General features: G+C 72.5%; 26 protein-coding genes and 2 pseudogenes. 14 read left to right on the forward strand and 14 right to left on the reverse strand.

The window, feature by feature from the left end; all coding sequences use genetic code 11:
* Positions 1-26 precede the first annotated feature (26 nt).
* Positions 27-521, forward strand: coding sequence for a GNAT family N-acetyltransferase (locus AB0I60_RS16660; RefSeq protein WP_360730562.1), 495 nt, complete (start codon positions 27-29; stop codon positions 519-521).
* 60 nt (positions 522-581) lie between these two features.
* On the forward strand, positions 582-950 hold the full coding sequence (locus tag AB0I60_RS16665; protein ID WP_360730565.1) for a VOC family protein: 369 nt from the start codon (positions 582-584) through the stop codon (positions 948-950).
* On the opposite strand, the gene AB0I60_RS16670 is transcribed toward AB0I60_RS16665, so the two are convergent.
* Together AB0I60_RS16670 and AB0I60_RS16675 are read right to left on the reverse strand one after the other, a co-directional pair.
* Complete coding sequence (locus AB0I60_RS16670; protein ID WP_360730568.1) at positions 927-1,523, reverse strand: methyltransferase domain-containing protein; 597 nt, start codon at positions 1,521-1,523, stop codon at positions 927-929. The two genes, AB0I60_RS16665 and AB0I60_RS16670, sit on opposite strands and share 24 nt — an antisense overlap.
* 88 nt (positions 1,524-1,611) lie before the next feature.
* Entirely contained in the window at positions 1,612-2,046 is a 435-nt protein-coding gene (locus tag AB0I60_RS16675; RefSeq protein ID WP_360730571.1) for a type II toxin-antitoxin system PemK/MazF family toxin, read from the reverse strand.
* 105 nt (positions 2,047-2,151) lie between these two features.
* Here AB0I60_RS16675 and lepA point away from each other — a divergent pair, with 105 nt between their 5' ends.
* The 3 genes from lepA (at position 2,152) to AB0I60_RS16690 (ending at position 5,208) form a co-directional block, all read left to right on the forward strand.
* Positions 2,152-3,993, forward strand: coding sequence for a translation elongation factor 4 (gene lepA / locus AB0I60_RS16680; protein ID WP_360730574.1), 1,842 nt, complete (start codon positions 2,152-2,154; stop codon positions 3,991-3,993).
* Positions 3,994-4,081: 88 nt separating this feature from the next.
* Entirely contained in the window at positions 4,082-4,510 is a 429-nt protein-coding gene (locus tag AB0I60_RS16685) for a hypothetical protein (protein ID WP_360730575.1), read from the forward strand.
* A gap of 137 nt (positions 4,511-4,647) precedes the next feature.
* Entirely contained in the window at positions 4,648-5,208 is a 561-nt protein-coding gene (locus tag AB0I60_RS16690; protein ID WP_360730578.1) for a Uma2 family endonuclease, read from the forward strand.
* 76 nt (positions 5,209-5,284) lie between these two features.
* Here AB0I60_RS16690 and AB0I60_RS16695 read toward each other — a convergent pair whose 3' ends face one another.
* On the reverse strand, positions 5,285-5,725 hold the full coding sequence (locus tag AB0I60_RS16695) for a phosphohydrolase (protein ID WP_360730580.1): 441 nt from the start codon (positions 5,723-5,725) through the stop codon (positions 5,285-5,287).
* 99 nt (positions 5,726-5,824) lie between these two features.
* Here AB0I60_RS16695 and AB0I60_RS16700 point away from each other — a divergent pair, with 99 nt between their 5' ends.
* Positions 5,825-7,324 carry a glycosyl hydrolase family 18 protein gene (locus tag AB0I60_RS16700; protein ID WP_360730583.1) on the forward strand — a complete coding sequence of 500 codons (1,500 nt, stop codon included), beginning with the start codon at positions 5,825-5,827 and terminating at the stop codon, positions 7,322-7,324.
* 167 nt (positions 7,325-7,491) lie between these two features.
* Here the strand turns inward: AB0I60_RS16700 and AB0I60_RS16705 are convergent.
* Together AB0I60_RS16705 and AB0I60_RS16710 are read right to left on the reverse strand one after the other, a co-directional pair.
* A pseudogene (locus AB0I60_RS16705) lies at positions 7,492-7,545 on the reverse strand (hypothetical protein); the annotation flags it as partial.
* A 79-nt stretch (positions 7,546-7,624) separates the two neighbouring features.
* Positions 7,625-7,828, reverse strand: coding sequence for a PhoD-like phosphatase N-terminal domain-containing protein (locus AB0I60_RS16710; protein WP_360730668.1), 204 nt, complete (start codon positions 7,826-7,828; stop codon positions 7,625-7,627).
* 122 nt (positions 7,829-7,950) lie between these two features.
* Between AB0I60_RS16710 and AB0I60_RS16715 the strand changes: the two genes are divergently transcribed.
* Positions 7,951-8,988: a nitronate monooxygenase gene (locus tag AB0I60_RS16715; protein ID WP_360730586.1), complete on the forward strand. Its 1,038-nt coding sequence runs from the start codon at positions 7,951-7,953 to the stop codon at positions 8,986-8,988.
* Positions 8,989-9,016: 28 nt separating this feature from the next.
* Positions 9,017-10,642, forward strand: coding sequence for a DUF885 domain-containing protein (locus AB0I60_RS16720; RefSeq protein WP_360730589.1), 1,626 nt, complete (start codon positions 9,017-9,019; stop codon positions 10,640-10,642).
* Here the strand turns inward: AB0I60_RS16720 and AB0I60_RS16725 are convergent.
* Positions 10,631-12,073 (reverse strand): amino acid permease, encoded by a 1,443-nt coding sequence (locus tag AB0I60_RS16725; protein WP_360730592.1) that lies wholly within the window; start codon positions 12,071-12,073, stop codon positions 10,631-10,633. The genes AB0I60_RS16720 and AB0I60_RS16725 overlap by 12 nt on opposite strands.
* The gene (locus AB0I60_RS16730; RefSeq protein ID WP_360730595.1) at positions 12,070-13,050 is read right to left on the reverse strand and encodes a DMT family transporter; all 981 of its coding nucleotides are present in this window, start codon (positions 13,048-13,050) and stop codon (positions 12,070-12,072) included. Before AB0I60_RS16730 ends, AB0I60_RS16725 begins: the two co-directional genes overlap by 4 nt.
* A 70-nt stretch (positions 13,051-13,120) precedes the next feature.
* On the opposite strand from AB0I60_RS16730, the gene AB0I60_RS16735 reads away from it, so the two are divergent.
* Positions 13,121-13,996 (forward strand): LysR family transcriptional regulator, encoded by an 876-nt coding sequence (locus AB0I60_RS16735; RefSeq protein ID WP_360730598.1) that lies wholly within the window; start codon positions 13,121-13,123, stop codon positions 13,994-13,996.
* Here the strand turns inward: AB0I60_RS16735 and AB0I60_RS16740 are convergent.
* Positions 13,986-14,951, reverse strand: a complete 966-nt coding sequence (locus tag AB0I60_RS16740; RefSeq protein ID WP_360730601.1) for a zinc-binding dehydrogenase — start codon at positions 14,949-14,951, stop codon at positions 13,986-13,988. The two genes, AB0I60_RS16735 and AB0I60_RS16740, sit on opposite strands and share 11 nt — an antisense overlap.
* A 69-nt stretch (positions 14,952-15,020) precedes the next feature.
* On the opposite strand from AB0I60_RS16740, the gene AB0I60_RS16745 reads away from it, so the two are divergent.
* Genes AB0I60_RS16745 through AB0I60_RS16755 form a run of 3 tightly spaced genes read left to right on the forward strand, consistent with a single transcriptional unit; the run spans position 15,021 to position 16,031 of the window.
* Complete coding sequence (locus AB0I60_RS16745; protein WP_360730603.1) at positions 15,021-15,248, forward strand: hypothetical protein; 228 nt, start codon at positions 15,021-15,023, stop codon at positions 15,246-15,248.
* A gap of 10 nt (positions 15,249-15,258) precedes the next feature.
* Positions 15,259-15,750, forward strand: a complete 492-nt coding sequence (locus tag AB0I60_RS16750; protein ID WP_360730605.1) for a ribonuclease domain-containing protein — start codon at positions 15,259-15,261, stop codon at positions 15,748-15,750.
* Positions 15,751-15,764: 14 nt separating this feature from the next.
* Positions 15,765-16,031, forward strand: a complete 267-nt coding sequence (locus AB0I60_RS16755) for a barstar family protein (RefSeq protein WP_360730671.1) — start codon at positions 15,765-15,767, stop codon at positions 16,029-16,031.
* 22 nt (positions 16,032-16,053) lie between these two features.
* Here the strand turns inward: AB0I60_RS16755 and AB0I60_RS16760 are convergent, their stop codons facing one another.
* Entirely contained in the window at positions 16,054-16,830 is a 777-nt protein-coding gene (locus tag AB0I60_RS16760) for an enoyl-CoA hydratase family protein (RefSeq protein WP_360730608.1), read from the reverse strand.
* Between the two features lie 61 nt (positions 16,831-16,891).
* Here AB0I60_RS16760 and AB0I60_RS16765 point away from each other — a divergent pair, with 61 nt between their 5' ends.
* Together AB0I60_RS16765 and AB0I60_RS16770 are read left to right on the forward strand one after the other, a co-directional pair.
* The gene (locus AB0I60_RS16765; protein ID WP_360730610.1) at positions 16,892-17,512 is read left to right on the forward strand and encodes a DJ-1/PfpI family protein; all 621 of its coding nucleotides are present in this window, start codon (positions 16,892-16,894) and stop codon (positions 17,510-17,512) included.
* Positions 17,509-17,979 carry a MarR family transcriptional regulator gene (locus AB0I60_RS16770; protein WP_360730613.1) on the forward strand — a complete coding sequence of 157 codons (471 nt, stop codon included), beginning with the start codon at positions 17,509-17,511 and terminating at the stop codon, positions 17,977-17,979. Before AB0I60_RS16765 ends, AB0I60_RS16770 begins: the two co-directional genes overlap by 4 nt.
* Before the next feature lie 74 nt (positions 17,980-18,053).
* Here the strand turns inward: AB0I60_RS16770 and AB0I60_RS16775 are convergent, their stop codons facing one another.
* From AB0I60_RS16775 to AB0I60_RS16795, 5 genes and pseudogenes are all read right to left on the reverse strand, one after another.
* A complete protein-coding gene (locus AB0I60_RS16775) occupies positions 18,054-18,782 on the reverse strand; it encodes a sirohydrochlorin chelatase (RefSeq protein ID WP_360730615.1) in 729 nt (242 codons plus the stop codon).
* Positions 18,779-19,657 (reverse strand): ABC transporter permease, encoded by an 879-nt coding sequence (locus AB0I60_RS16780; protein WP_360730618.1) that lies wholly within the window; start codon positions 19,655-19,657, stop codon positions 18,779-18,781. Before AB0I60_RS16780 ends, AB0I60_RS16775 begins: the two co-directional genes overlap by 4 nt.
* Positions 19,638-20,423 carry an ABC transporter ATP-binding protein gene (locus AB0I60_RS16785; protein ID WP_360730621.1) on the reverse strand — a complete coding sequence of 262 codons (786 nt, stop codon included), beginning with the start codon at positions 20,421-20,423 and terminating at the stop codon, positions 19,638-19,640. The genes AB0I60_RS16780 and AB0I60_RS16785 overlap by 20 nt, the downstream gene beginning before the upstream one ends.
* Positions 20,424-20,450: 27 nt before the next feature.
* Positions 20,451-21,539, reverse strand: coding sequence for an ABC transporter substrate-binding protein (locus AB0I60_RS16790; protein WP_360730624.1), 1,089 nt, complete (start codon positions 21,537-21,539; stop codon positions 20,451-20,453).
* Between the two features lie 22 nt (positions 21,540-21,561).
* Positions 21,562-22,263, reverse strand: a pseudogene (locus AB0I60_RS16795) (sulfate adenylyltransferase); the annotation flags it as partial.

Here is a 22,263-nt window from a genome sequence, read left to right on the forward strand (position 1 = left end):
CCGGCACGCCGGCGCGTCCTGTTCACATGGGGACGATCACCATTCGCACGCCCGTCGAGGCCGACTCACCCGACATCGTCGAGCTGCACGTCAAAGCCCGCCGCAGCTACTACGAAGGCCACCTGCCGGAGTCGGAGCTGGCCGAGTGGGAGGCGGCCGTCCGCGCCTCCGGCTACCGCTTCACCGGGCCCGGCCGGGTGTGGCTGTGCGCGGACCTCGACGGGGCGGTGGCCGGGTTCGCGCTGGTCAAAGGGGACGAGCTGCTCCAAGTGCAGGTCGATCCCGCGCAGTGGGGGCGAGGGGTGGGCAGCGCGCTGCACGGCGCGTGCGTCGCGGTCTGGCAGGGTGCCGGCGTCACCACCGCCCGGCTCGACGTGTTCGAGCCCAACACCCGCGCCCGCCGCTTCTACGCCGCCAAGGGGTGGCGGGAACAGCACGTGGGCGAGGGTCCCCACCCGCACGTGCGGATGACCCTCGACGTGCCGGGTTCCCCCTGGGTCCCGCCGCCGCGCACCCGATGACGTGGCCGGGACGTGGTCGCCGGAGTGGCGGCCGACGCCGTGGCGTGATCCGCTCGACGCATGGAGGTGCTGAGCAGTCGTGTGTTGTTGAGGTCGCGGGACCCCGAACGGGCCCGCGCGTTCTACCGGGACGTGCTGGGGCTCGCCGTCCACCGGGAGTTCCCCGGCGGCACGGTGTTCTTCCTCGGCAACGGGTTGCTGGAGGTGTCCGGGCGCTCCGACGACGCCCCGACGGACGCCGTCCAGCTCTGGCTCCAGGTCCGCGACCTGCGCGCGGCAGCCGACGAGCTGGCCGCCCACGTCGTGCGCGAGCCGCGCCGGGAGCCGTGGGGCCTGGACGAGATGTGGATCGCGGACCCGGACGGGGTGCGGATCGCGCTGGTCGAGATCCCGCCCGAGCACCCGCTACGCCGGGACGTCCGCCAGTAGCAGCACGGCGGCCGGCAGCACCCCGCCGTGCTGCTGCAACGACGTCCGCACGTCGGTGAAGCCGGCCGCCCCGGCTTCCGCGATCAGGTCGGACTCGGACACCGCCAGCGCCCACCGCTGCACCGACACCACCAGTCGACCACCGGGCTTGAGCACCCGGAACAGCTCGTGGAACGCCGCCGGCCGGTTGTCCCACAGCTGGAGGTTGTCCACCGCGACGACGGCGTCCACGGACGCCGGCTCTTGACCCGTCCGCGCGGCCGTGCCCTCCCGCAGCTCCACCTTGCCCGCCAGGATCAGGTCCGCGCACCGGGTGCGGGCCTCGTCCAGCATCACCTGCGACGGGTCCACGCCGATCGCCCTGGCCGCCCGCTCGCCCGCCAGCCGCAGCCCGACGCCCGGACCCGGGCCGACGACCAGCACCGCCTCGTCCGGGCGCGGGCGCAGCACGTCCAGCGCGTGCACCTCGGCTTTCGCGTTCACCTTGGCCATGACCCGACCGCCGAACTCGCCCACCTTGCCGCGCGGGTGGCCGAACGCCACGTCGAGCGCCTTCATCAACTTGGATGCCATGCGCCCAGGTTCGTTGCGCCCGGAGCGCCCGGCATCGGGGATCACCCCGGTGCGACCCCGAAGCGGTGTTCCGCCGGGCCGGACGCGTCTAACGCCAGCCGAGCGCGCGCAGCGCGTCCACCACCAGCGAGAACCGCTCGGGCTCCAGCACCGAGCCCTCGCGGCGGATGTCGTCCTCGTCCAGCTCGAAGACCCGGTCCAGGCGCAGGTACGACTCGCGGCCGTCGCGGTCCCAGCGGCCCGACCCCAGCGGCAGGAACTCGTCCTCCTCGTGCGGGTCGGGGGCCTTGCTGGTCAGCATGAGCGCCAGCAGGGCGCGGCGGTGCCGGCCCACGACCAGCAGCGGGCGGTCCTTGCCCCGGGCGGCGTCCTCCTCGTAGGGCACCCAGGCCCAGACGACCTCGCCCGGGTCGGCCAGGCCGTCCAGGTCGGGGGAGTACTCCAGGGACGCGGCGGCGGCGGCCGAGTGGACCTCGCGCACCGCGCCCCTGGCGGGGCGGGGGTCCTCACCGTTCGTGTACACGGCGGGTCAGCCTATGGCCTCGGTCACGCCCGGGTGGAACGGCAGGTCGGCGGGACGTGAGATGATGAACCGATCCCCTTTGTCCGTCCCGTGCGAGGAACCTGAGTGAGCACGTTCGCCGATCAGACGTTCACGCCTCCGGAGCTCATCCGGAACTTCTGCATCATCGCGCACATCGACCACGGCAAGTCGACCCTGGCCGACCGCATGTTGCAGCTCACCGGCGTGGTCGAGGAGCGGGCGATGCGCGCGCAGTACCTCGACCGCATGGACATCGAGCGGGAGCGCGGCATCACGATCAAGGCGCAGAACGTGCGCCTGCCGTGGCAGCTCGACGGGCAGGACCACGTCCTGCACATGATCGACACCCCGGGCCACGTCGACTTCACCTACGAGGTCTCCCGGGCGCTGGAGGCGTGCGAGGGCGCCGTGCTGCTGGTCGACGCGGCGCAGGGCATCGAGGCGCAGACGCTGGCCAACCTGTACCTGGCGATGGAGAACGACCTCACCATCATCCCGGTGCTCAACAAGATCGACCTGCCCGCCGCCGACCCGGACAAGTACGCCAAGGAGCTCGCCCACATCGTCGGGTGCGAGCCCGAGGAGGTGCTGCGGGTCTCCGCGAAGACCGGGCTGGGCGTCGGCGACCTGCTGGACGAGGTCGTGCGCAAGGTGCCCGTGCCGGTCGGCGACGCCGAGGCACCGGCCCGCGCGATGATCTTCGACTCGGTGTACGACACCTACCGGGGCGTGGTCACCTACATCCGGGTCGTGGACGGCCGGATCACCCCGCGCGAGCGGATCCGGATGATGTCCACCGGCGCGACCCACGAGCTGCTGGAAGTCGGGATCATCTCGCCGGAGCCCAAGCCCAGCCGGGGCCTGGGCGTCGGCGAGGTCGGCTACCTGATCACCGGCGTGAAGGACGTCCGCCAGTCCAAGGTCGGCGACACCGTCACCTGGGAGAAGAAGGGCGCGACCGAGCCGCTGGCCGGGTACCGCGAGCCCCGCCCGATGGTCTACTCCGGCCTGTACCCGGTGGACGGGTCCGACTACCCGCTGCTGCGCGAGGCCCTGGAGAAGCTCCAGCTCAACGACGCCGCGCTGACCTTCGAGCCGGAGACGTCGGCGGCCCTGGGCTTCGGCTTCCGCTGCGGCTTCCTCGGCCTGCTGCACCTGGAGATCACCCGCGACCGGCTGGAGCGCGAGTTCGGGCTCGACCTGATCTCCACCGCGCCGAACGTCGTCTACCGGGTCGTGATGGAGGACGGCACCGAGCACGTGGTGACCAACCCGTCCGACTGGCCCGACGGCAAGCGGGCCGAGGTGTACGAGCCGGTCACCAAGTGCACGATCATCGCGCCCAGCGACTACATCGGCGCGATCATGGAGCTGTGCCAGGCCAAGCGCGGCCAGCTGGGCGGCATGGACTACCTGTCCGAGGACCGCGTCGAGCTGCGCTACACCATGCCGCTCGGCGAGATCATCTTCGACTTCTTCGACGCGCTGAAGTCCCGCACGCGCGGTTACGCGTCGCTGGACTACGAGGAGGCGGGCGAGCAGGACGCGGAGCTGGTCAAGGTCGACATCCTGCTGCAGGGCGAGCCGGTGGACGCGTTCAGCGCGATCGTCCACAAGGACCACGCCTACGGCTACGGCACCAGGATGGCGACCAAGCTGCGCGAGCTGATCCCGCGCCAGCAGTTCGAGGTGCCGATCCAGGCGGCCGTCGGGTCCCGGGTGATCGCCCGCGAGACGATCCGCGCGATCCGCAAGGACGTCCTCGCCAAGTGCTACGGCGGTGACATCACCCGCAAGCGCAAGCTGCTGGAGAAGCAGAAGGAAGGCAAGAAGCGGATGAAGATGGTGGGGCGCGTCGAGGTGCCCCAGGAAGCCTTCGTCGCCGCGCTGTCGACCGACGACTCGGGCAAGGACAAGAAGAAGTAACGCTTCACCGAACTCTCACCCGACCGGCGGCGCGGGCCGGTCGGGGACGCTCACCATGGTGGGCGGTACCGGGTCTCAGGGGGACGGTGTGGAGTACGCGTTGAAGGGCTACCTGGACGGGCGGCTGGCCCCGGACCGGTTCGCCATGCGGTACGTCATCCACGGGCCGTCGGGCACGACGGAGGCGAGCTTCGCGGGCACCGGCGAGTACCGGCTCAGCTCGACCGTGACGGCCGACCACCGGCCGCGCTCGTTCATCGGGCGGGTGGGGGCGCACGACGTGCGCGAACTCGCCCTGGTGGCGCTGCGCGCCGGTCTCTGGCGCGCAGCGCACGTGGGGTCGGTGGACGGCGGGGCCGAGACGCGGATCGATGTGACGGCGGGGGAGCAGACGTTCTCGGTGGTGCTGTGGACGTCGGAGACGGCCGAGGTGCGGTCGTTCGACCAGGTCCAGCAGCGGATCCTGCGGCTGGTGCACCGGCTCTCCGGCGGTGCCGTGCAGGAGGTCGGGCGCTGACCGGCGGAATTCCGCTCATTGATCGGCAGGAATGCCCTACTTCTTGATTTCCCCTTTTCGGGGGAATGTTCGAAATCAATGGTGGAATCGTTCTCCCGCTCTGCCATGGTTGGCGAACCGAGCGGAAAGGGGGCACCATGACCGTCATGCGACAAGACCTCGGCGGGCGTGCCTACACGGTCGAAGACCTGGAGGACATGCCCGATGACGGCGAGCGCTACGAACTCGTCGACGGGGTGCTCCTCGTGAGTCCGGCGCCGGGGCTGCACCACCAGCGGATGGCCTTCCTGATGGCAGTGGCGCTGGAGGCGGCGTGCCCCGACGGGCGGGTGGTCGTGCCCGCGCCGTTCGCGGTGCGGTTCTCCAAGGTCACGGAGGTGCAGCCGGACGTGCTGGTCGCGCGGGAGGAGGACCTGACGGACAAGCTGCTGCCGGTGGCGCCGCTGCTCGCCGTCGAGGTGCTGTCCCCTAGTTCGTACGTGACCGACACCAACCTGAAGAAATCACTCTACGAACGAATGGGCGTCGAGAGCTACTGGGTGGTCGACCCCAAGGTGCCGGTGCTGGACGTGTACGAGCTGAACGCCGAAGGCCGCTACGAATTGGTGACCGTGGTGAAGGGCGAAGAGGCGTTCGACGCCGTGCGGCCGTTCCCGGTCCGGATCGTGCCGGCCGAGCTGCTGGGTCGGCTGAATTGACGAAAAGGGCCTCCGGGGTTTCCCAGGAGGCCCTCGCAGTGCAGTCGGTGCGGTCGTTCGCGGCGGTGGGGTCCCGCTATGCGTACTCGTCGAGCAGGGTCAACGCACGGGCGTACTTCGCCAGCAGCCGGTCCTGGGTGGGGTGGTCGAGCACGGCGATCCGGGGCGGTGACGTGTTGTCGGCGATGTCGGCCCGCTTGACCACGACCGCGACCGGGTCCGCCGCGACCCTTCGCAGGTAGTCGTCCTGGGACTCGCCGGACCGGTGGGTCAGCGCCAGCACCGTCCCCACCACCGCCTCCGGGCAGCCCGCGGCGGTCAGGTCCTCGGCCGTGACGCCGGTGTCCTCCACGACGTCGTGCAGCACGGCGGCCATCCTGGCGTGCTCACCGGCCACTCGGCCCATCACCCTCAGCGGGTGGCCGATGTAGGGTTCGCCCGACTTGTCGACCTGCCCGTCGTGCGCGGCGCGCGCGATTCTGATGGCGTCATCAACGGTGAACGTCATGCCGCTCATGGTCACACCCTTGACAAGCCCCAGTGGTCTAGTCCATTTTGCCAGTGGCCCACGTCACCTGCTGGGCAAGGCCGCCGATTGGACTTCGTGGAGGTGGACGTGGCTTCGAGGACTAGACGCGCTCTGGTCGCCGTGGTGGTCGGCTTGCTGGCCATGGCGGGCCTGACCCTGGTGGTGGCGGGCAACGCCTCGGCCGCCAACCTGGTCGCCAACCCCGGTTTCGACGCCGGGAACACCAGCGGCTGGACGTGCTCCAACGCGACCGCCGTCACCTCGCCCAAGCGCAGCGGCTCGCACGCCCTGTCGGGCACCCCGGCCGGTGCGGACAACGCCCGGTGCTCCCAGACCATCGCGGTGAAGCCCAACACCGCGTACAAGCTCTCCGCGTGGGCGCAGGGCAGCTACGTCTACCTCGGCGTCACCGGCACGGGCAGCGGCGACAAGAGCACCTGGACGCCGGGCACGACGAGCTTCAGCCAGCTCAACATCGACTTCACCACGGGTGCCTCCGCGTCCAGCGTCACGGTCTACGTGCACGGCTGGTACGGGCAGCCCGCCTACTTCGTGGACGACGTGATCCTGGACGGACCCGGCACCCCGCCGACGTCCACCACCAGCCCCACGACGAGCACGAGCACGTCGACCACCACGACGACGACCACCACGACCACCACGACGACGACCACGACCGGCAACCCGAACCCGAACCTGCCGAAGCACGTGCTGACCGGCTACTGGCACAACTTCGACAACGGGTCGCGCCTGCTGAAGCTGGCCGACGTGCCCACCACGTACGACATCGTCGCGGTGGCGTTCGCCGACGCGGTGCCCGCCACGCGCGGTGCGGTGGCGTTCAACCTGGACCCGGTCCTGTCGAGCAAGCTCGGCGGCTACACCGACGCCCAGTTCAAGGCCGACGTCAAGACCCTCCAGTCCCGCGGCCAGAAGGTGATCATCTCGGTCGGTGGCGAGAAGGGCACGATCTGGGCCGGTGACAGCGCGTCGGCGACGGCGTTCGCCAACAGCGTGAAGTCGCTGATCGCCAACTACGGCTTCGACGGCGTGGACATCGACCTGGAGAACGGCGTCAACTCCACCTACATGGCGCAGGCGCTGCGCACCATCCACGCGGGCGGCGGCAAGATCATCACGATGGCCCCGCAGACCATCGACATGCAGTCGACCGGCCAGGAGTACTTCAAGCTGGCACTGGCCGTGAAGGACATCCTCACGGTCGTCAACATGCAGTTCTACAACTCGGGCACGATGCTGGGCTGCGACCAGAAGGTCTACTCGCAGGGCACCGTGGACTTCCTGGTGGCGCTGGCCTGCATCCAGCTCCAGAACGGCCTGCGCCCCGACCAGGTGGGCCTGGGCCTGCCCGCGTCGCCGTCGGGCGCCGGTGGCGGTTACCAGTCCGCTGCCAACGTGAACAAGGCCCTCGACTGCCTGGCCAAGGGCACGAACTGCGGCTCGTTCAAGCCGTCGCAGACGTGGCCGTCGATCCGGGGCGCGATGACCTGGTCGATCAACTGGGACGCGTCCAGCGGCTGGGGCTTCTCCAACACGGTGGCGCCCCACCTCGACACGCTGCCGTAGTTCGGGGGGACGCTCCTCCGGCACGCCCTGCGGCGTGCCGGAGGAGCGTCCCGCCCGGTCAGGACAGGCGCTGCGAGCCGGACTCGACCGTGATGGAAGTCCATCTGCTCAGCGCCGGTCATCGTGCGGTCGGCCCACGTGCTCTCCTCGCCCTCGTTTTGGCTGGGCGACCCGCCGGACCACGCGCTGTCGGCGAACTCATGGTCGTCCCAGGTGATCACCCAGGGTATGCGGCGTGCAATCCCTGGAGGTCCGGGTCGGTCTTGTACCGGGCGTGCCGCCGGAGGTAGTCGACCAGGGTCACCGTCTCGTGCGGACGCCGTCGAGCGGGAAGCGGTAGAAGTACCGGCGGTCGGGGCGCAGCCCGGCCACGTCGAGCTTGACCACGTGGTCCCGGTGCGGGCTCGACCGCGTGCCACGACCCGGCCGAACGCGGGGTTGCCGGACGTGACGCCGTGCCGGAGGAAGCGCCTGCGGGTGTCCTGGACGCGAGCACCGCGACATCCGCGAAGCGCCGAGGCGCAGCGCGTCCCTCCTGGGGTGTGTTCGGTTCACCACGCCACCCGTACCCGAACCGACACCGCCTCGTCGTCAATTCCGCCAAATGGCGGGTTATCGTCGTCGTCATGCTGGATCGACTCGAAGTGCCGGTGATCGCCGCGCCGATGGCGGGCGGCGCGTCCACGCCGGAACTGGTCGCCGAGGTGGGCCGGGCGGGCGGCCTCGGCTTCCTGGCGGCCGGCTACCTGTCCGTGGAGGCGCTCGCGGACCAGCTCAAGGCCACCGCCGCGCTGACCGGGCAGCCGTTCGGCGTCAACCTGTTCGTGCCCGGACCCAAGTCCACTGTGGACCTCGGTGAGTACCGGGAGCGGGTGCGCGCCCAGTCGCCGACCGAGCCGGGCGAGCCGCGCTGGGACGACGACGGGTACGCGGCCAAGCTGGAGCTGGTGACGGCCATGCGGGTGCCGGTGGTCTCGTTCACCTTCGGCCTGCCCGATGCGCGGGACGTGGCGCGGCTGCACGCCGCCGGCTCCACCGTCGTCGTCACCGTCACCACGCCCGCCGAGGCGCGTCAGGCCGCGCAGGTCGGGGTGGACGCCCTGTGCGTGCAGGGGTGCGACGCCGGCGGGCACCGGGGCACGTTCGCGGACGACGGGGTGTCGCCGGGCGGCGGCGAGCTGTTCGGCGTACTGGCGGCCCTGCGCCTGGTCCGCGCCCGGGTGGACCTGCCGCTGATCGCCACCGGCGGCCTGGTGCACGGCGCGGACGTGGCGGCGGTGCTCGCGGCGGGCGCGGTCGCGGCCCAGCTCGGCACGGCGTTCCTGTCCTGCCCGGAGGCGGGCACCAGCCCCGCGCACCGCCGGGAACTCGCCGAGGGGACCCGGCGGACGGCGTTGACCAGGGCGTTCAGCGGGCGTCCGGCGCGCGGTCTGGTGAACCGGTTCCTCACCGACAACGGCCCGGTCGCGCCGGCGGCGTACCCGCAGGTGCACCACCTGACCAAGCCGGTGCGCGCGACCGGCGACCCGGAGCTGATGTCGCTGTGGGCCGGGCAGACCTACGCGCTGGTCCGACCGGCCCCGGCGGCGCAGGTCGTGGCGCGGTTGCGGGACGAGGCGCGCGAGGCGCTTTCCACGGCGATCATGCGAATTCCGCCGCTCTAGCAACGCTTGCGGGGGTGAGAATGTGCGGGTGACGACAGCGCGCGAGCTCGCCGACGAACTGCTGGCCGTGACCCTGGACGCCGATCCGGTCACCGCGACCCTGATGGGCCTGCCCGGCAGGCACGACAGGCTGCCCGACCCGAGCGCGGCGGCGGACCGCGCGCTGCGCCTGCGGGCCGAGGAGATCGCGGTCCGGGCCCGCGCCGGGGACGACGACCCGGTGACCCGCGCGGTGGTGGAGCAGCAGGCCGGCGCGCTGGCGCGCAAGCTCGGCTCGAACCTGGTCGAGCACACCCACGCCGAGGGCCTCAACGCGCCGATCGCCCTGCTGCTGGTGGCGCTGCCGCTGACCAGGCCCTCGGACGAGCGGGGGCGGCGGGACTACCTGGCCCGGCTGGCGGAGCTGCCGGGCTACCTGGAAAAGCTCGCGGCCCGGCAGCGCGCTTCGGACCGCAGACCGATCGCGCACCTGGTCGCCGCTGCCGCCGCCCGGCTGGACCGCCACCTCGCCGAGGACGCCGACCCGCTGGCGACCCCGTTGCAGGGCACCGGATCCGCACCGGCCTGCGAGGAGTTGCTCGCCACGGCGGTGCGGCCGGCGTTCGCCCGCTACCGGGACTTCCTGCGGGCCGAGATCGAGCCGCGCGGCCGGTCGGAGGCCGAGCCGGGGCTGTGCTGGCTGCCCGGCGGGGGCGAGCTGTACGCGGGCCTGGTGCGCTCCTACACCACCACCGACCACACCCCGCAGCAGTTGCACCAGGTGGGGCTGGACCTGATCGAGGCGCTGGACCGCGAGTACGCGGAGATCGGCGCGCGGGTGTTCGGCCCGATCCCGCCGGCCGAGGTGCGCCGCCGGCTGCTGGACGACCCGGCGCTGCGGTGGCGCGACGCCGAGGAGATGGTGGTGCTGGCCGAGGAGACCATCGCGCGGGCCGAGGCGGTCGCGGGCGACTGGTTCGGCACGCTGCCGGCGGCGCGGTGCGCGGTGGACGTCGTGCCCGAGGCGGACGCCCCGAACGCGCCGCTGGCGTACTACATGGACCCGGCGATGGACGGGTCGCGGCCGGGCACGTACTTCGTGAACACCCACCAGGCCGAGCAGCGCGACCGGTTCAGCGCCGAGGCGACCGCGTTCCACGAGGGCGTGCCCGGCCACCACTTCCAGATCGCGCTGGCCCAGCAGCTCACCGACCTGCCGCTGCTGCGCCGGTTCGCCTCCATCGAGGCGTACCTGGAGGGGTGGGCGCTCTACACCGAGCGGCTGGCCGACGAGATGGGGCTCTACAGCGACGACACGGCCCGGCTGGGGATGCTGTCGGGCGACTCGCTGCGCGCCGCGCGGCTGGTCGTGGACACCGGCATCCACGCGCTGGGCTGGAGCCGGCAGCAGGCGGTGGACTACCTGCGCGCCCACGCGGTCATGCCGGACGTGGACATCTTCTCCGAAGTGGACCGGTACTGCGAGAACCCCGCGCAGGCGCTGTCCTACATGGTGGGGCGGCTGGAGATCCAGCGCCTGCGCGGCGAGGCGGAGCGCCGGCTGGGCGACCGCTTCGACATCCGGGCGTTCCACGACCTGGTGCTCGGCGGCGGTCCGCTGCCGATGGCCGTGCTCGCCGACGTGGTCGACGCGTGGTGCGGCTCAGTCGCCTGACCGCTCCTCCAGCACGGAGTTCCGCCTGCTGTAGGCGAAGTAGACGATCAGGCCGAGGGCGAACCAGACCGCGAACCGCAGCCACGTCTCGGGTGCCAGGAAGGTGATCAGCCACAGCGAGAAGATCACGCCGAGGGCCGGCACGACCGGCATCCCCGGCGTCTTGAACGTGCGCGGCAGGTCCGGCTGCTTGTACCGCAGCACGATGACCGCGACGCAGACCACGACGAACGCCAGCAGGATGCCGATGTTGGTCAGCTCGGCGGCCTCGCCGATCGGCAGGAAGCCCGCGATCAGCGCGGACGCCGCACCCAGCACCCAGGTGGTCCGGGTGGGCACGTGCTTGACCGGGTGGGTCTTGGCGAACCACCGGGGCAGCAGGCCGTCGCGGGACATCGAGTAGCCGACGCGGGCCGCGCCCATGAGGAAGGTGAACAGCACGGTCGTGATGCCCAGCACCGCGCCGACGGAGATGACGATGCCCAGCGCGGGCAGGCCGATGTCGGCGAACGCGGTGGCGAACGCGCTCTCGGTGTCGACGTCCTTGTAGTTGACCATGCCGGTGAGCACCAGGCAGGCCAGCACGTAGAGCACCATCGAGATTGCCAGCGAGTAGATGATCGCCTTGGGCATGTGCCGCTGCGAGTCCTTGGACTCCTCGGCGGCCGTGCTCATCGCGTCGTAGCCGAACACCGCGAAGAACACCGTGGCCGCGCCGGTGAACGCGCCGGACAGCCCGAATGGGAAGAACGGGTTGTAGTTCTGGGTGTCGATGTGGAACACGCCGACCACGATCACCAGCAGGACGATGGCGACCTTGAGGTAGACCAGCACGGTTTCGAAGCGGGCCGCGTTCTTCATGCCGAGGTTCAGCACGTAGGCGATGAGCAGGCACAGCACGACCGCGAACAGGTTGACCTTGTAGCTGCCCTCGGCGACGCCGCCGGTCTCCGTGCCGGGTGCGCCGAGCATCCACACCGGCAGGTCGAGCCCGAGCAGGTTGAGCAGCTCGTTGAAGTAGCCGGAGATGCCGATGGCGACCACCGCCACGATCGCGGTGTACTCCAGCAGCAGGTCCCAGCCGATGAACCAGCCGACGATCTCGCCCAGCACCGCGTAGCCGTAGGTGTAGGCGGAACCGGCCTTGGGGATCATGCCGGCGAACTCGGCGTAGGAGAACGCCGCCGCCGCGCTGGCGATGCCCGCGATGAGGAACGAGATCAGCACGGCGGGGCCGGCCGTCTGGTTGGCGACCGCCCCGGCGAGGGAGAAGATGCCCGCGCCGATGATGCCGCCGATGCCGATGGCGGTGAGCTGCCACAGACCCAGGGTGCGGGTCAGGCCCGTGCCCCGGTCCTCGGAGATCTGCTCGATGGGCTTGCGGCGGAACACGCCCGAGCCCCGGCCGAAGCCGCCCTGCGCGGAGGTCATTGCCTGCTCCTCGTGGTTGTGTGCGGCGAACCGTACGCCCGTCGACCAGGACCGGGTTTGTCCGCTCGGACTAGGGGTTGGGTCCTTTCTTGTCCTACCGGACGATTAGCGGGCTTGCGGGCCAGCAGCACGCCCGCCACCACGATCACACCACCGGCCACCGCGTTCCACCCGGCGGGTTCGGCCAGGAACAGCACGCCCAGCGCCGTCGACCACAGCGGCGTGACGTAGGTGACGGTGGCCGCCACCGTCGGGCCCGCCTGCCGGATCACGTCCAGGTTCAGCACGTACGCCAGCCCGGTCCCCGCAGCGCCCAGCACCACCAGCGCCGCCGCAGCGGGCCACCCCGGCCACGCGGGCACCCCGCCCAGCAGCGGCGCGGCCACCGCGAGTTGCGCCGCGCCGCACGTGATCTGCACGGCGGACAGCGCGCCGGCCGAGTGCGGACCGCCGGAGAAGAACCGCCGGGTGTAGGCGAACCCCGCGCCGTAGCAGGTGGTCGCGCCCAGGCAGGCCGCGCTGCCCACCAGCACGTCGTCGCCCAGGCCCTGCCACACCCCGAGCACCACGAGCACCCCGGTGAACCCCACCAGCAGGCCGGCCAGCTTCGCGCCGGTGACCTTCTCCTGCGGCACGATCAGCAGCACGAACACCAGCGTCGTCAACGGAGTCGTCGCGTTGAAGACCCCGGCGAGCACCGAGCTGACCTTCGTCTCCCCGTACGCCAGCAGCGTGAACGGCACCGCGTTGAGCAGCGCGGCCACCACCAGCGCGTGCCCCCACACCGCCCGGTCGCGCGGTACGCCCTGCCGCTGCACCGCGCAGAACGCCCACAGCGCCAGCGCGCCGAACAGGCACCGCGCGAACGCCACCCACACGGCGGGCACGCCCGCGTCCACCGCCACCTTGATCAGCGCGAAGCTGCCGCCCCAGATCGCCGACAACAGCACGAACTTCCCCACCCACGGTCTGCGCACCGCAGGAGGATCACCTCACCGCGCACAATGAGTCCAACAAGCAGGCACCGAACGGGTATGAGAGCAGCTCATGACGCTGAACTTCGCGCAGCTCCGCGCGTTCCTCGCGGTGGTCGACGAGGGCGGCTTCGGCACGGCCGCCGAAGCGCTGGGCCTCACCCAGTCCGCCGTGTCGCACGCGGTGGCAGCCCTGGAGCGCACCCTCGGCCAGCCCGTGCTGCACCGCCGGGGCGCGGTCCGGCCGACGGCGTTCGGGCAGGACGTGCTCGCCCACGCCCGGTCGGCGGTGGCCGCGTCGGTGGCCATGACCGACCTGGCCGCGCGCAGCCGGGGCCTGGCGCAGGGCACGGTCAAGCTGGCCGCGCCGCCCACGGTGTGCCAGGGGCTGCTGCCGGACCTGCTGGCCCGCTGGCGCGACGAGTTCCCGCACGTGCGGGTGCGGGTATTCGAGGGCGAGGACGACGAGGTCGCGGACTGGCTGGGCAACGGGACGGTGGAGGTCGCGGTCCTGGTCGACCCGCCGCCGGGTGCGGGCGCGCTGGTCGGCGAGGACGCGTTCCACGCGCTGCTGCGCGACGACCACCCGCTGGCGGGGGAGCCGGAGGTGGACGTGGCGCACCTGGTGGACGACCCGTTCCTGCTGTCCTGCGGCGGGTGCGAGCGGCACGTGCGCAAGGTGTGCCGGGGTCTGCCGATCACGCCCGTGCACCGGGTGCGCGAGCTGGGCACGCTGCTGGCGATGGTGCGGGCCGGGATCGGCGTGTCGATCGTGCCGGGCCTGCTGTCGGCCATGCTCACGCCGGGCCTGGTGCTGGTGCCGCTGACCCGCCGGGTGACCCGGCGGCTCGTGGTGGGCGGACCGCCGGGCCGCGAGTGGCACCCGGCGGTGGCCGCGCTGGTCGCCTCGGTCGGCGACGCCGGGTCGCGCGCCGGGGCTAGCGGGTGAAGACGATCTTGCCGGCGGTGTCGCCGTCGAGCATGGCCCGGAAGCCCTCCTCGGCCCGCTCCAGCGGCAGTTCGCGGCCGATGCGCGGGCGCAGGCCGTTCAGCGCGCAGAACGCCAGCAGGTCGCCCAGCTCGGCGCGGGTGCCCATGGTCGACCCGACCACCCGCAACTGGAGGAAGAACAGCCGCTGCAACTCGGCCGCCGAGGCGTCGCCGCTGGTCGCGCCGGAGACGACCACGACCCCGCCGGGCTTGAGCGACTTCATCGAGTGCGACCAGGTGGCCTTGCCGACCGTCTCGAACACCGCGTCGACGCGCTCCGGCAGCCGCGCGCCGGACTCGAACGACGCGTGCGCGCCCAGCTCCTCGGCCAGCGCCCGCTTCTCCTCGGTGCGGCCGGTCGCCCACACCCGGAAGCCCGCCGCCCGGCCGAGCTGGACCAGCGCCGTGGCGACGCCGCCGGACGCGCCCTGCACCAGCATGGTCTGACCCGGCCGCAGCCCCGACTTCACGAACAGCATCCGGTACGCGGTCAGCCACGCCGTGCCCATGCACGCCGCCTCGGCGAAGGACAGGTCGGCGGGCTTGGGCAGCGCGTTGCGCGCCGGCACCACCACGTAGTCGGCGAACGTGCCCTGGTGCTCCTCGGTGAGCAGGGTGCGCCCGGGGTCGAGGGTCTCGTCACCGGACCACGCCGGGTCGCCGACCACGGAGTGCAGGACGACCTCGGTCCCGTCGTCGAGGACGCCCGCGCCGTCGCAGCCCAGGGTCATCGGGAACCGGTCGGCCCTGATGCCCACGCCCCGCAACGTCCACAGGTCGTGCATGTTCAGGCTGGCCGCCCGCACGCCGACCCGGACCCAGCCGGCCGGCACCTCGGGGTCGGGGCGGTCGCCGACGCGCAGGGCGGCGACGGGGTCCTGCGGGCTCGGCTCGGCTGCGTAGACGGCGAACATGCCCCGGAACTTACCGAGTGGTAAGGACGCTGGTGCGGTGAACCACGTCACGGCAGTAGGCTCCACTCCGTGGTGGACGCGATCGCGCAGTGGTGGGACGGCGTCGAGCTGTGGATGGCGCAGCTCCCGTTCCCGTTCCAGTTCGCCCTGCTCATGGCGATCCTGCTGCCGCTGAGCCTGGGCGCCGCGCGGCTCATCGACCGGGTCGTGGACAACGCGTCCTCGCGGTTCAACCCGCCCGCCGCCGCCGACGCGCCGGCCGAACCCGACAAGGCGGACGCCGCGCCGCCTTCGTAGGCTGGCGGCCGTGACTCCCGCCAGGCGGCTCACCGCCGCGCTCCTGGGCCTGCTCGCGCTGGTCGTGGTCGGCTACTTCGCCAAGGACCTGGGCGGCTCGCCCGACCCCGCGCCGACCACGTCGCCCGCGTCCACCCGCGTGCTCGCCACCGGCGGCTCGTCGTCGGCGGGGCAGGCCACCGGCCGGGTGGCCGAGGTGCCCGGCAGCGGGTCCGGGCTGGCCGTGGAGAAGCTGTCCGCGCTGCCCGCCGAGGCGCTGGCGACCTGGCGGCTGATCGAGGGAGGCGGGCCGTTCCCGTACCCGCGCAACGACGGCGTGACGTTCCAGAACCGGGAGAAGCGGCTGCCCGCGAAGCCCGGCGACTACTACCGGGAGTACACGGTCCCGACACCGGGCAGCCCCGACCGGGGCGCGCGGCGGATCGTCACCGGGTCGTCGTCCGAGGTCTACTACACCGGTGACCACTACTCGACCTTCGTCGTCGTGGACGTGACCCGGTGACGGCGTTCCGGCACGTGGTGCGCCCCGGCGCGCGGTCGAAGTCGGCGGCGCTGGCCGCGATCGGGCTGGCCCTGGACTTCCCCGACTACTACGGGCAGAACCTGGACGCGCTCTACGACTGCCTCACCGACCTGTCGTGGCTGCCTGCGGGCGACCACGTGCTGGTGTGGGAGGGCGGCGACGCGGACGTGGAGGCCGTGCTCGCCGACGCCGAGGCGGAGACCGCAGACGGCGCGCGCCGGTTCTCCGTCCACTACCCGGACCGGCCCGACCCCTCCTGAGGGCCGGGCCGGCGTTGCGCCGTCAGTCCTGGACGGGCACCCAGGACGGCTTGCGCTTGGCGACGAACGCGGCGATGCCCTCCTGGCCCTCGGGGCCGCCGAAGTGCCGCGCGGACAGTTCCAGCATGTCGGCGAACACCTCGCCCAGGCCGCTGGGCCGGGGCTCTTGGAGCATCCGCTTGGTGGCGGCCAGCGCCTGGGGCGCACCCAGGGCGAGCATGTCGGTGTAGCGGGCGACCTCGGCGTCGAGGTCGTCGGCGGGCACCGCGACGTTGACCAGGCCGATGGCCTGCGCGCGGCTCGCGTCGAAGGTCTCGCCGGTCAGGAACAGCTCGTGCGCGGCGCGGGGGAGCAGCCGGGGCAGCACGGTCACCGAGATGACGGCCGGCACGACGCCGATGCGGACCTCGCTGAACGCGAACGTGGCGGTCTCGACGGCGATGGCGATGTCGCACGCCGCGACGATCCCGACCCCGCCCGCGCGGGCCGGGCCGGCGAGCCGCGCCACGACCGGCTTCGGGCTGGTCCACAGCGCTTCCAGGATGGCCGGGAACTCGTTGACCCCCTGCTTGTCGGCGCTCGCGCCGCCCGCCTCCTTGAGGTCCATGCCCGAGCAGAACACCGGCCCGGTGTGGGTCAGCACGAGGACGCGCACGTCGTCGTCGGCCTGCGCGGCCTCCAGGTGCCCGGTCAGCTCGGAGCGCAGCCGGGCGGAGAGGGCGTTGCGGTTGTGAGGGGAGTCCAGCGTGATCGTCGCGATGCCGCGCCGCACCTCGTAGTGGACCAGCTCGTCTGCCATGGGCTGCACTCTACGAGGCCCGATGTTTGACAGCGTGCTGTCAAAATGACAGGATGCTGTCATGACGACGAAGACGGTCCACCTCGCCCTCTACGACACGCTCGCGGACTGGGAGATCGGCTTCGCCACCGCGCGGATCAACAACCCGGCGTTCCAGAAGAACCCCGGCAGCCACCGGGTGCGGACCGTCGGCGCCACGCTCGACCCGATCACCACGATGGGCGGCCTGCGCGTCCTGCCGGAGCTGGCGCTGGCCGACGTCGACCCGGCGGACAGCGCGATGCTGGTCCTGCCCGGCGCGGACACCTGGGACGGCGGCAACGCCGAGTTCGCCCGCGCGGCCCGGCGCTGGCTGGAGGCGGGCGTGCCGGTGGCGGCGATCTGCGGCGCCACGGTCGGCCTCGCGGCCGAGGGGCTGCTCGACGACCGCCCGCACACCGGCAACGCCCCGGAGGAGCTGGCGGGCGTCGCCGGCTACACGGGCGCGGAGCACTACCGCGCCGACCGCGCGGTGCGTGCCGGCGGCCTGGTCACGGCAGGGGGCGCGAGCGCGCTGGAGTTCGCCCGCGAGGTGCTCGCCGAACTCGACCTCTACGACCCGGCCGTGCTGGAGGCGTGGTACGGCCTGTTCCACACCGCCGACCCGGTGTGGTTCGGGAAGCTGCGGGCGGCGGTCTCGTGACGGAGCAGCGGTCCGCCGGCGCGGTCGCACCGCGTTCGGCGGCGGGTGACGTGCTGACCGACGTCGTGATGCGCACGTTCCGCCTCTACGGCGGCTTCCTGGAGGCCGCCGAGGTGATGACGAAACCGGTCGGGCTCACCGCCGCGTGGTGGCAGGTGCTGGGCGTGGTGCTCAAGCAGCCGCTGCCGGTCTCCGGCATCGCCCGGGAGGTCGGGTTGGCACGGCAGAGCGTGCAGCGGATCGCGGACCTGCTGGTGGACCGGGGGTTGGCCGAGTACCTGCCCAACCCCGCCCACCGCCGCGCCAAGCTCTTCCGGCCGACGGAGGCGGGGTACCGGGCGATCGAGGGCTTGCGCGAGGCGCAGCACGCGTGGGCCGACCGGATCTCGGCCCAGGTGGACGTGGAGGAGCTGCGCACCACGGCGGCCGTCATGCAGCGCCTGATCGCCGCGCTCGACGCGGACTGAGCCGCGGGCAGTACGCGGCCCGTCCGACCGGCTCGCGGTTCCGGGCCGGTCGCCGCGCACGGCAGTCCGGCCGGTCAGGCGGAACGGCTGGCGCGGGTGCGGGCCGCCGCGTCGAACCGGTGCAGCACCACCTCCGCCACCTCCGGGTCCGCGCCCAGCGGCGCGGCGACCACGGCGTCGCCCGCCAGGTCGGCCACCCGGTCGGGCAGCAGGCCCGGCGCGAGGAACCAGGACGCCACGGCGATCCGCCGGGCACCCCGCTCCCGCAGCCGCGCCACGGCGGTCGGCACGTCCGGCGACGCGGTGGAGGCGAACGCCGCCGCCACGCCCGCCCAGCCGGACTCCGCCGCCCACCGCCGCGCGATCGCGTCGACGGCGGCGTTGGCCGGCGCGTGCGAGGAGCCCGCGCCCGCCAGCACCACGCCCACCGAGCGGTCGCCGGTCGTGACCCCGGCCGAGGCCAGCCGGCGCAGCGCCGCCGACTCCAACCTCGGGTCGGGACCGAGCACGTCCGCGATGGTCACGTCCAGCGACGGCAGCCGCGCCTCGGCCACCGCGCCCGGCACGTCGACCCGCGCGTGGAACGCCTTGCCCAGCAGCAGGGGCACGACCACCGCCGTGCGGTGGCCGTCCCCGTGCACGGCCCGCAGCACGTCCCCGAGCCGGGGCGCGGACAGGTCCAGGAACGACCCGCGCACGTCCAGCTCGGGCCGCAGCCCCCGGACCACTTCGAGCAGCGCGTGCACGGTGGTCGCGGAACGCGGGTCGCGGCTGCCGTGCGCCACGGCGACGAGCGCGGTCACAGCGCGCTCGTCAGACCACGGGCGCGCAGCACCGCCCGCTCCAGCGGCCGGAACACCAGCAGCTCGATGCCGACACCGACCAGCAGGATCAGGAAGATCGCCGCGATCACCATCGAGATGTCGTTGAGCGACGACCCGTTGTGCAGGTACTGCCCGAGGCCCTCGCCGAGCTGCGGCGAGGTGGCGATGATCTCGGCCGCCATCAGCGAGCGCCACGAGAACGCCCACCCCTGCTTCAGCCCGGCCAGGTAGCCGGGCAGCGCGGCGGGCAGCAGGATGTGCCGGGCCGCCGCCAGCCGGCCCGCGCCCAGCGCCTGGCCGACCCGGGGCAGCAGCGGCGGGATCTGGTCGACGCCCGACACCAGGCCGTTGGCGATGGACGGCACCGAGCCCATCAGCACCACGAAGTAGATGGTCGACGGGGTCGCGCCGAACCACAGGATGCCGGCCGGCACCCAGGCCACCGACGGCAGCGACTGGAGGCCGGTGATCAGCGAGCCGATCGCCGCGCGCACCACCCGCACCTTGGCGATCAGCAGCCCCAGCGGGGTGGCGATCACCACGGCGGTCAGGAAGCCCAGCACGGCCCGGCTCACCGACGTCCACAGCACGTCGAACGCGCGGCCGGTCTCGATCGCCTCGGCCACCGCCGCCCACACCGACGCGGGCGAGGGCAGCTGGTACTCCGGCCAGAACGCGGCGGCCCACAGCGCCTGCCACGCGCCCAGCAGCAGCCCGAAGGCGATCAGCGGCGGCACCCCGGTGCGCACGAACCGCCTGCCCAGCGACGGCCGCTGCTCCTGCGACGGCGCGTCCAGCGCGTCCAGGCCCGCGCCGACCTTGGCGAGGTCGTTCTCAAGCTGCGGCGTGGCCACTGATCACCTCTCGCAGGTGGGCGGTGATGTCGTCGATCAGCGCCGGCTCGTCACCGTCCACCGTCGACCACTCGCGGACCACGCGGCCGGGGCGGGAGGACAGCAGGACGACCCGCTGCGCCAGCCGCACGGCCTCGCGCACGTCGTGGGTGACGAACAGGATCGCGGTGTTGGTCTCCCGCCACACCCGCACCAGCTCCGCCTGGAGCACGTCGCGGGTGATGGCGTCCAGCGCCGCGAACGGCTCGTCCATCAGCAGCAGGCCGGGCGTGCCCTCCTCGGCGCTGCCCAGCGTGGAGGCCAGCGCGCGGGCCAGCGCCACCCGCTGCCGCATCCCGCCGGACAGCTCGTGCGGGCGCTTGTGGCCGGCCTCGCCCAGCCGCACCAGCGACAGCAGCTCGCTGGCCTTCTCCCGGCGCTCGCCGCGCTTGAGGCCGGCCAGGCGCAGCGGCAGCTCCACGTTGCGGGCGGCGGTCAGCCACGGCATCAGCGCGGCTTCCTGGAACATCACGGCGGGCCGCGAGGTGGACAGCTCGATCGAGCCGGAGGTGGGCGCGTCCAGCCCGGCGACCAGGTTCAGCAAGGTCGACTTGCCGCAGCCGGACGCGCCCAGCAGGCACACGAACTCGCCGGGCACGACCCGGAGGTCGACGCCGTCGAGGGCGAGGACGGAGTTCGAGCCGTGCCCGAACGACTTGCGCACGGCGGACAAGGTCACCGCGGAGTCCACTGTGGACTGGGCGGTGCTCTCAAGCGTGGCGGTCATGGTTGCCTGCCTTCCCCTGAGCCCTGGTTACTTCTTGTCCAACCCGGCGGTGTCCACGGACGGTTTGCCCGCGGCGGTGAGCACCTTGTTCAGCAGCGTGAAGTCGGCCAGCCCGGCGACGTCGGCCGCCTCCTTGGCCACGCCCGCCGTGACCGCGTCCTCCGCGAGCTGCGGGAACGCCTTCGCCTGCGGGTCGAGCGTCAGCTCGATGTTGTCGAACGCGCGGTCCAGCACCGGCTCGCCCAGCGACTTGCCGGTCAGCGCCTTGAGCGCGTTGTTGACCACCTGCTTGGCCTCGGCCTTGTTGCCCTGCGCCAGCTCGGTGGCCGCGAGGTGGCCCTTGAGCAGCGCCTCGACCGTCTGCGGGTGCTCCTTGAGGAACTGGGTCCGCACCAGCAGCACCGTGGTCGGGAACTTGCCGCCCTCCCACAGGGCCTTCTCGTCCAGCAGCACCTTCGCGCCCGCGTCCAGCACCAGCCGCGACGACCACGGCTCCGGCGCCCACGCGCCCTGCACGTCGCCCTTCTTGAACAGGTCGAGCGACTGCGCGTTCTCCGTGTTGGTCACGTTCACCTGGTCGGCACCCGCGCCCACGCCCAGCTTCTGGTCCGACAGCCACTTCTTGAGCGACACGTCTTGGGTGTTGCCCAGCTGCGGGGTGGTGATGACCTTGCCCTTGAGGTCCGCCGCCGACCCGATCTCGGGCTTCACCACCAGCTGCGCGCCGCCGGAGGTCGCACCCGCCACCAGCCGGACCGCCTCGCCCTTGGACTTCGCGAACGCGTTGATCGCCGGGCCGGAGCCGATGAACGTGGCGTCCAGCGACTCGCCGAGCAGCGCGTTGACCGCCTCGGGACCGGCGTTGAACGTCTGCGTGGTCAGCTTGGTGCCGCCCAGCTCCTTCGCGAACAGGCCCTTGTCGACGCCGATCAGGGCGGCGGCGTGGGTCACGTTCGGGAAGTAGCCGAGGCGGACCTCGGCGGCCGGCCCCTTGTCCTGCGCGGGTGCGTCGGAGGCGGAGCCGGTGTCACTGCCCGCCCGCGTGCAGGCGGCGAGCGCGACGAGCGCGGTCAGTAAAGCCAGGGACTTGGTCAGGGTGCTGCGTCTGGTGCTCACGGCGGCGCGGCCTTTCTGGGGGTCAGGGACCGGGGGAAACGAGGGCGTGGCTGTCGGTCGGGGAGGTGTTCTCGTCTTCGGTGCAGCTCTCGACGCCGTCCAGCACGGGCAGCGGGGCACCGACGAGGCCCGCCGCGAGGGTGCTGCCGTCGGCGGCGTCGATGACCAGGAACGCGCCGGTGCGGCGGTTGTGGGTGTAGTCGTCCACGGGGACGGGTTCCGCCGTGCGCAGGGCGACCTGGCCGATGTCGTTGAGGGTGAGCGACGCGGGGTTGTCGGAGCCCGCGAGGCGCTGCTCGTCGAACCGGGTGCGCAGCTCGGTGACCACTGCCTGGACCGTGCGGGTGCCGTGCTTGACCAGCACCCGCGCGCCCGGGGTGAGCGGCTTCTCGGCCAGCCAGCACACGGTGGCCTCGAACTCGTCGGTGACCGTGGGCAGCTCGCCGGCCGCGATCAGCTCGCCGCGTGCGATGTCCAGGTCGTGCGCGAGCAGCAGCGTCACCGACTGGCCCGCCGCCGCCTCGTCCAGCGGGCCGTCGGCGGTGTCGATGCCGGTGACCGCGCTGCGCAGCCCCGAGGGCAGCACGCGGACCTCGTCGCCGACCCGGACCGTGCCCGCCGCGACCTGCCCGGCGTAGCCCCGGTAGTCGGGGTACTCGGCGGTGCGCGGCCGGATCACGTACTGCACCGGGAAGCGGAACGGCGCGTCGTGCGGGTCCGGCTC

It is taken from the genome of Actinosynnema sp. NPDC050436 (assembly GCF_040655415.1).
GTDB lineage: Bacteria > Actinomycetota > Actinomycetes > Mycobacteriales > Pseudonocardiaceae > Actinosynnema.

Excerpts from the sequence above, each read along its gene's own strand:
- AB0I60_RS16660 (WP_360730562.1), top strand. The coding sequence starts at position 27 with ATGGGGACGATCACCATTCGCACGCCCGTCGAGGCCGACTCACCCGAC.
- AB0I60_RS16695 (WP_360730580.1), bottom strand. The coding sequence starts at position 5,725 with ATGAGCGGCATGACGTTCACCGTTGATGACGCCATCAGAATCGCGCGC.
- AB0I60_RS16785 (WP_360730621.1), bottom strand. The coding sequence starts at position 20,423 with ATGACCGCCACGCTTGAGAGCACCGCCCAGTCCACAGTGGACTCCGCG.
- AB0I60_RS16715 (WP_360730586.1), top strand. The coding sequence starts at position 7,951 with ATGCTGGATCGACTCGAAGTGCCGGTGATCGCCGCGCCGATGGCGGGC.
- AB0I60_RS16740 (WP_360730601.1), bottom strand. The coding sequence starts at position 14,951 with ATGTTCGCCGTCTACGCAGCCGAGCCGAGCCCGCAGGACCCCGTCGCC.
- AB0I60_RS16735 (WP_360730598.1), top strand. The coding sequence starts at position 13,121 with ATGACGCTGAACTTCGCGCAGCTCCGCGCGTTCCTCGCGGTGGTCGAC.
- AB0I60_RS16760 (WP_360730608.1), bottom strand. The coding sequence starts at position 16,830 with ATGGCAGACGAGCTGGTCCACTACGAGGTGCGGCGCGGCATCGCGACG.
- AB0I60_RS16725 (WP_360730592.1), bottom strand. The coding sequence starts at position 12,073 with ATGACCTCCGCGCAGGGCGGCTTCGGCCGGGGCTCGGGCGTGTTCCGC.
- AB0I60_RS16690 (WP_360730578.1), top strand. The coding sequence starts at position 4,648 with ATGACCGTCATGCGACAAGACCTCGGCGGGCGTGCCTACACGGTCGAA.
- AB0I60_RS16665 (WP_360730565.1), top strand. The coding sequence starts at position 582 with ATGGAGGTGCTGAGCAGTCGTGTGTTGTTGAGGTCGCGGGACCCCGAA.
- AB0I60_RS16710 (WP_360730668.1), bottom strand. The coding sequence starts at position 7,828 with ATGTCGCGGTGCTCGCGTCCAGGACACCCGCAGGCGCTTCCTCCGGCA.
- AB0I60_RS16765 (WP_360730610.1), top strand. The coding sequence starts at position 16,892 with ATGACGACGAAGACGGTCCACCTCGCCCTCTACGACACGCTCGCGGAC.
- AB0I60_RS16670 (WP_360730568.1), bottom strand. The coding sequence starts at position 1,523 with ATGGCATCCAAGTTGATGAAGGCGCTCGACGTGGCGTTCGGCCACCCG.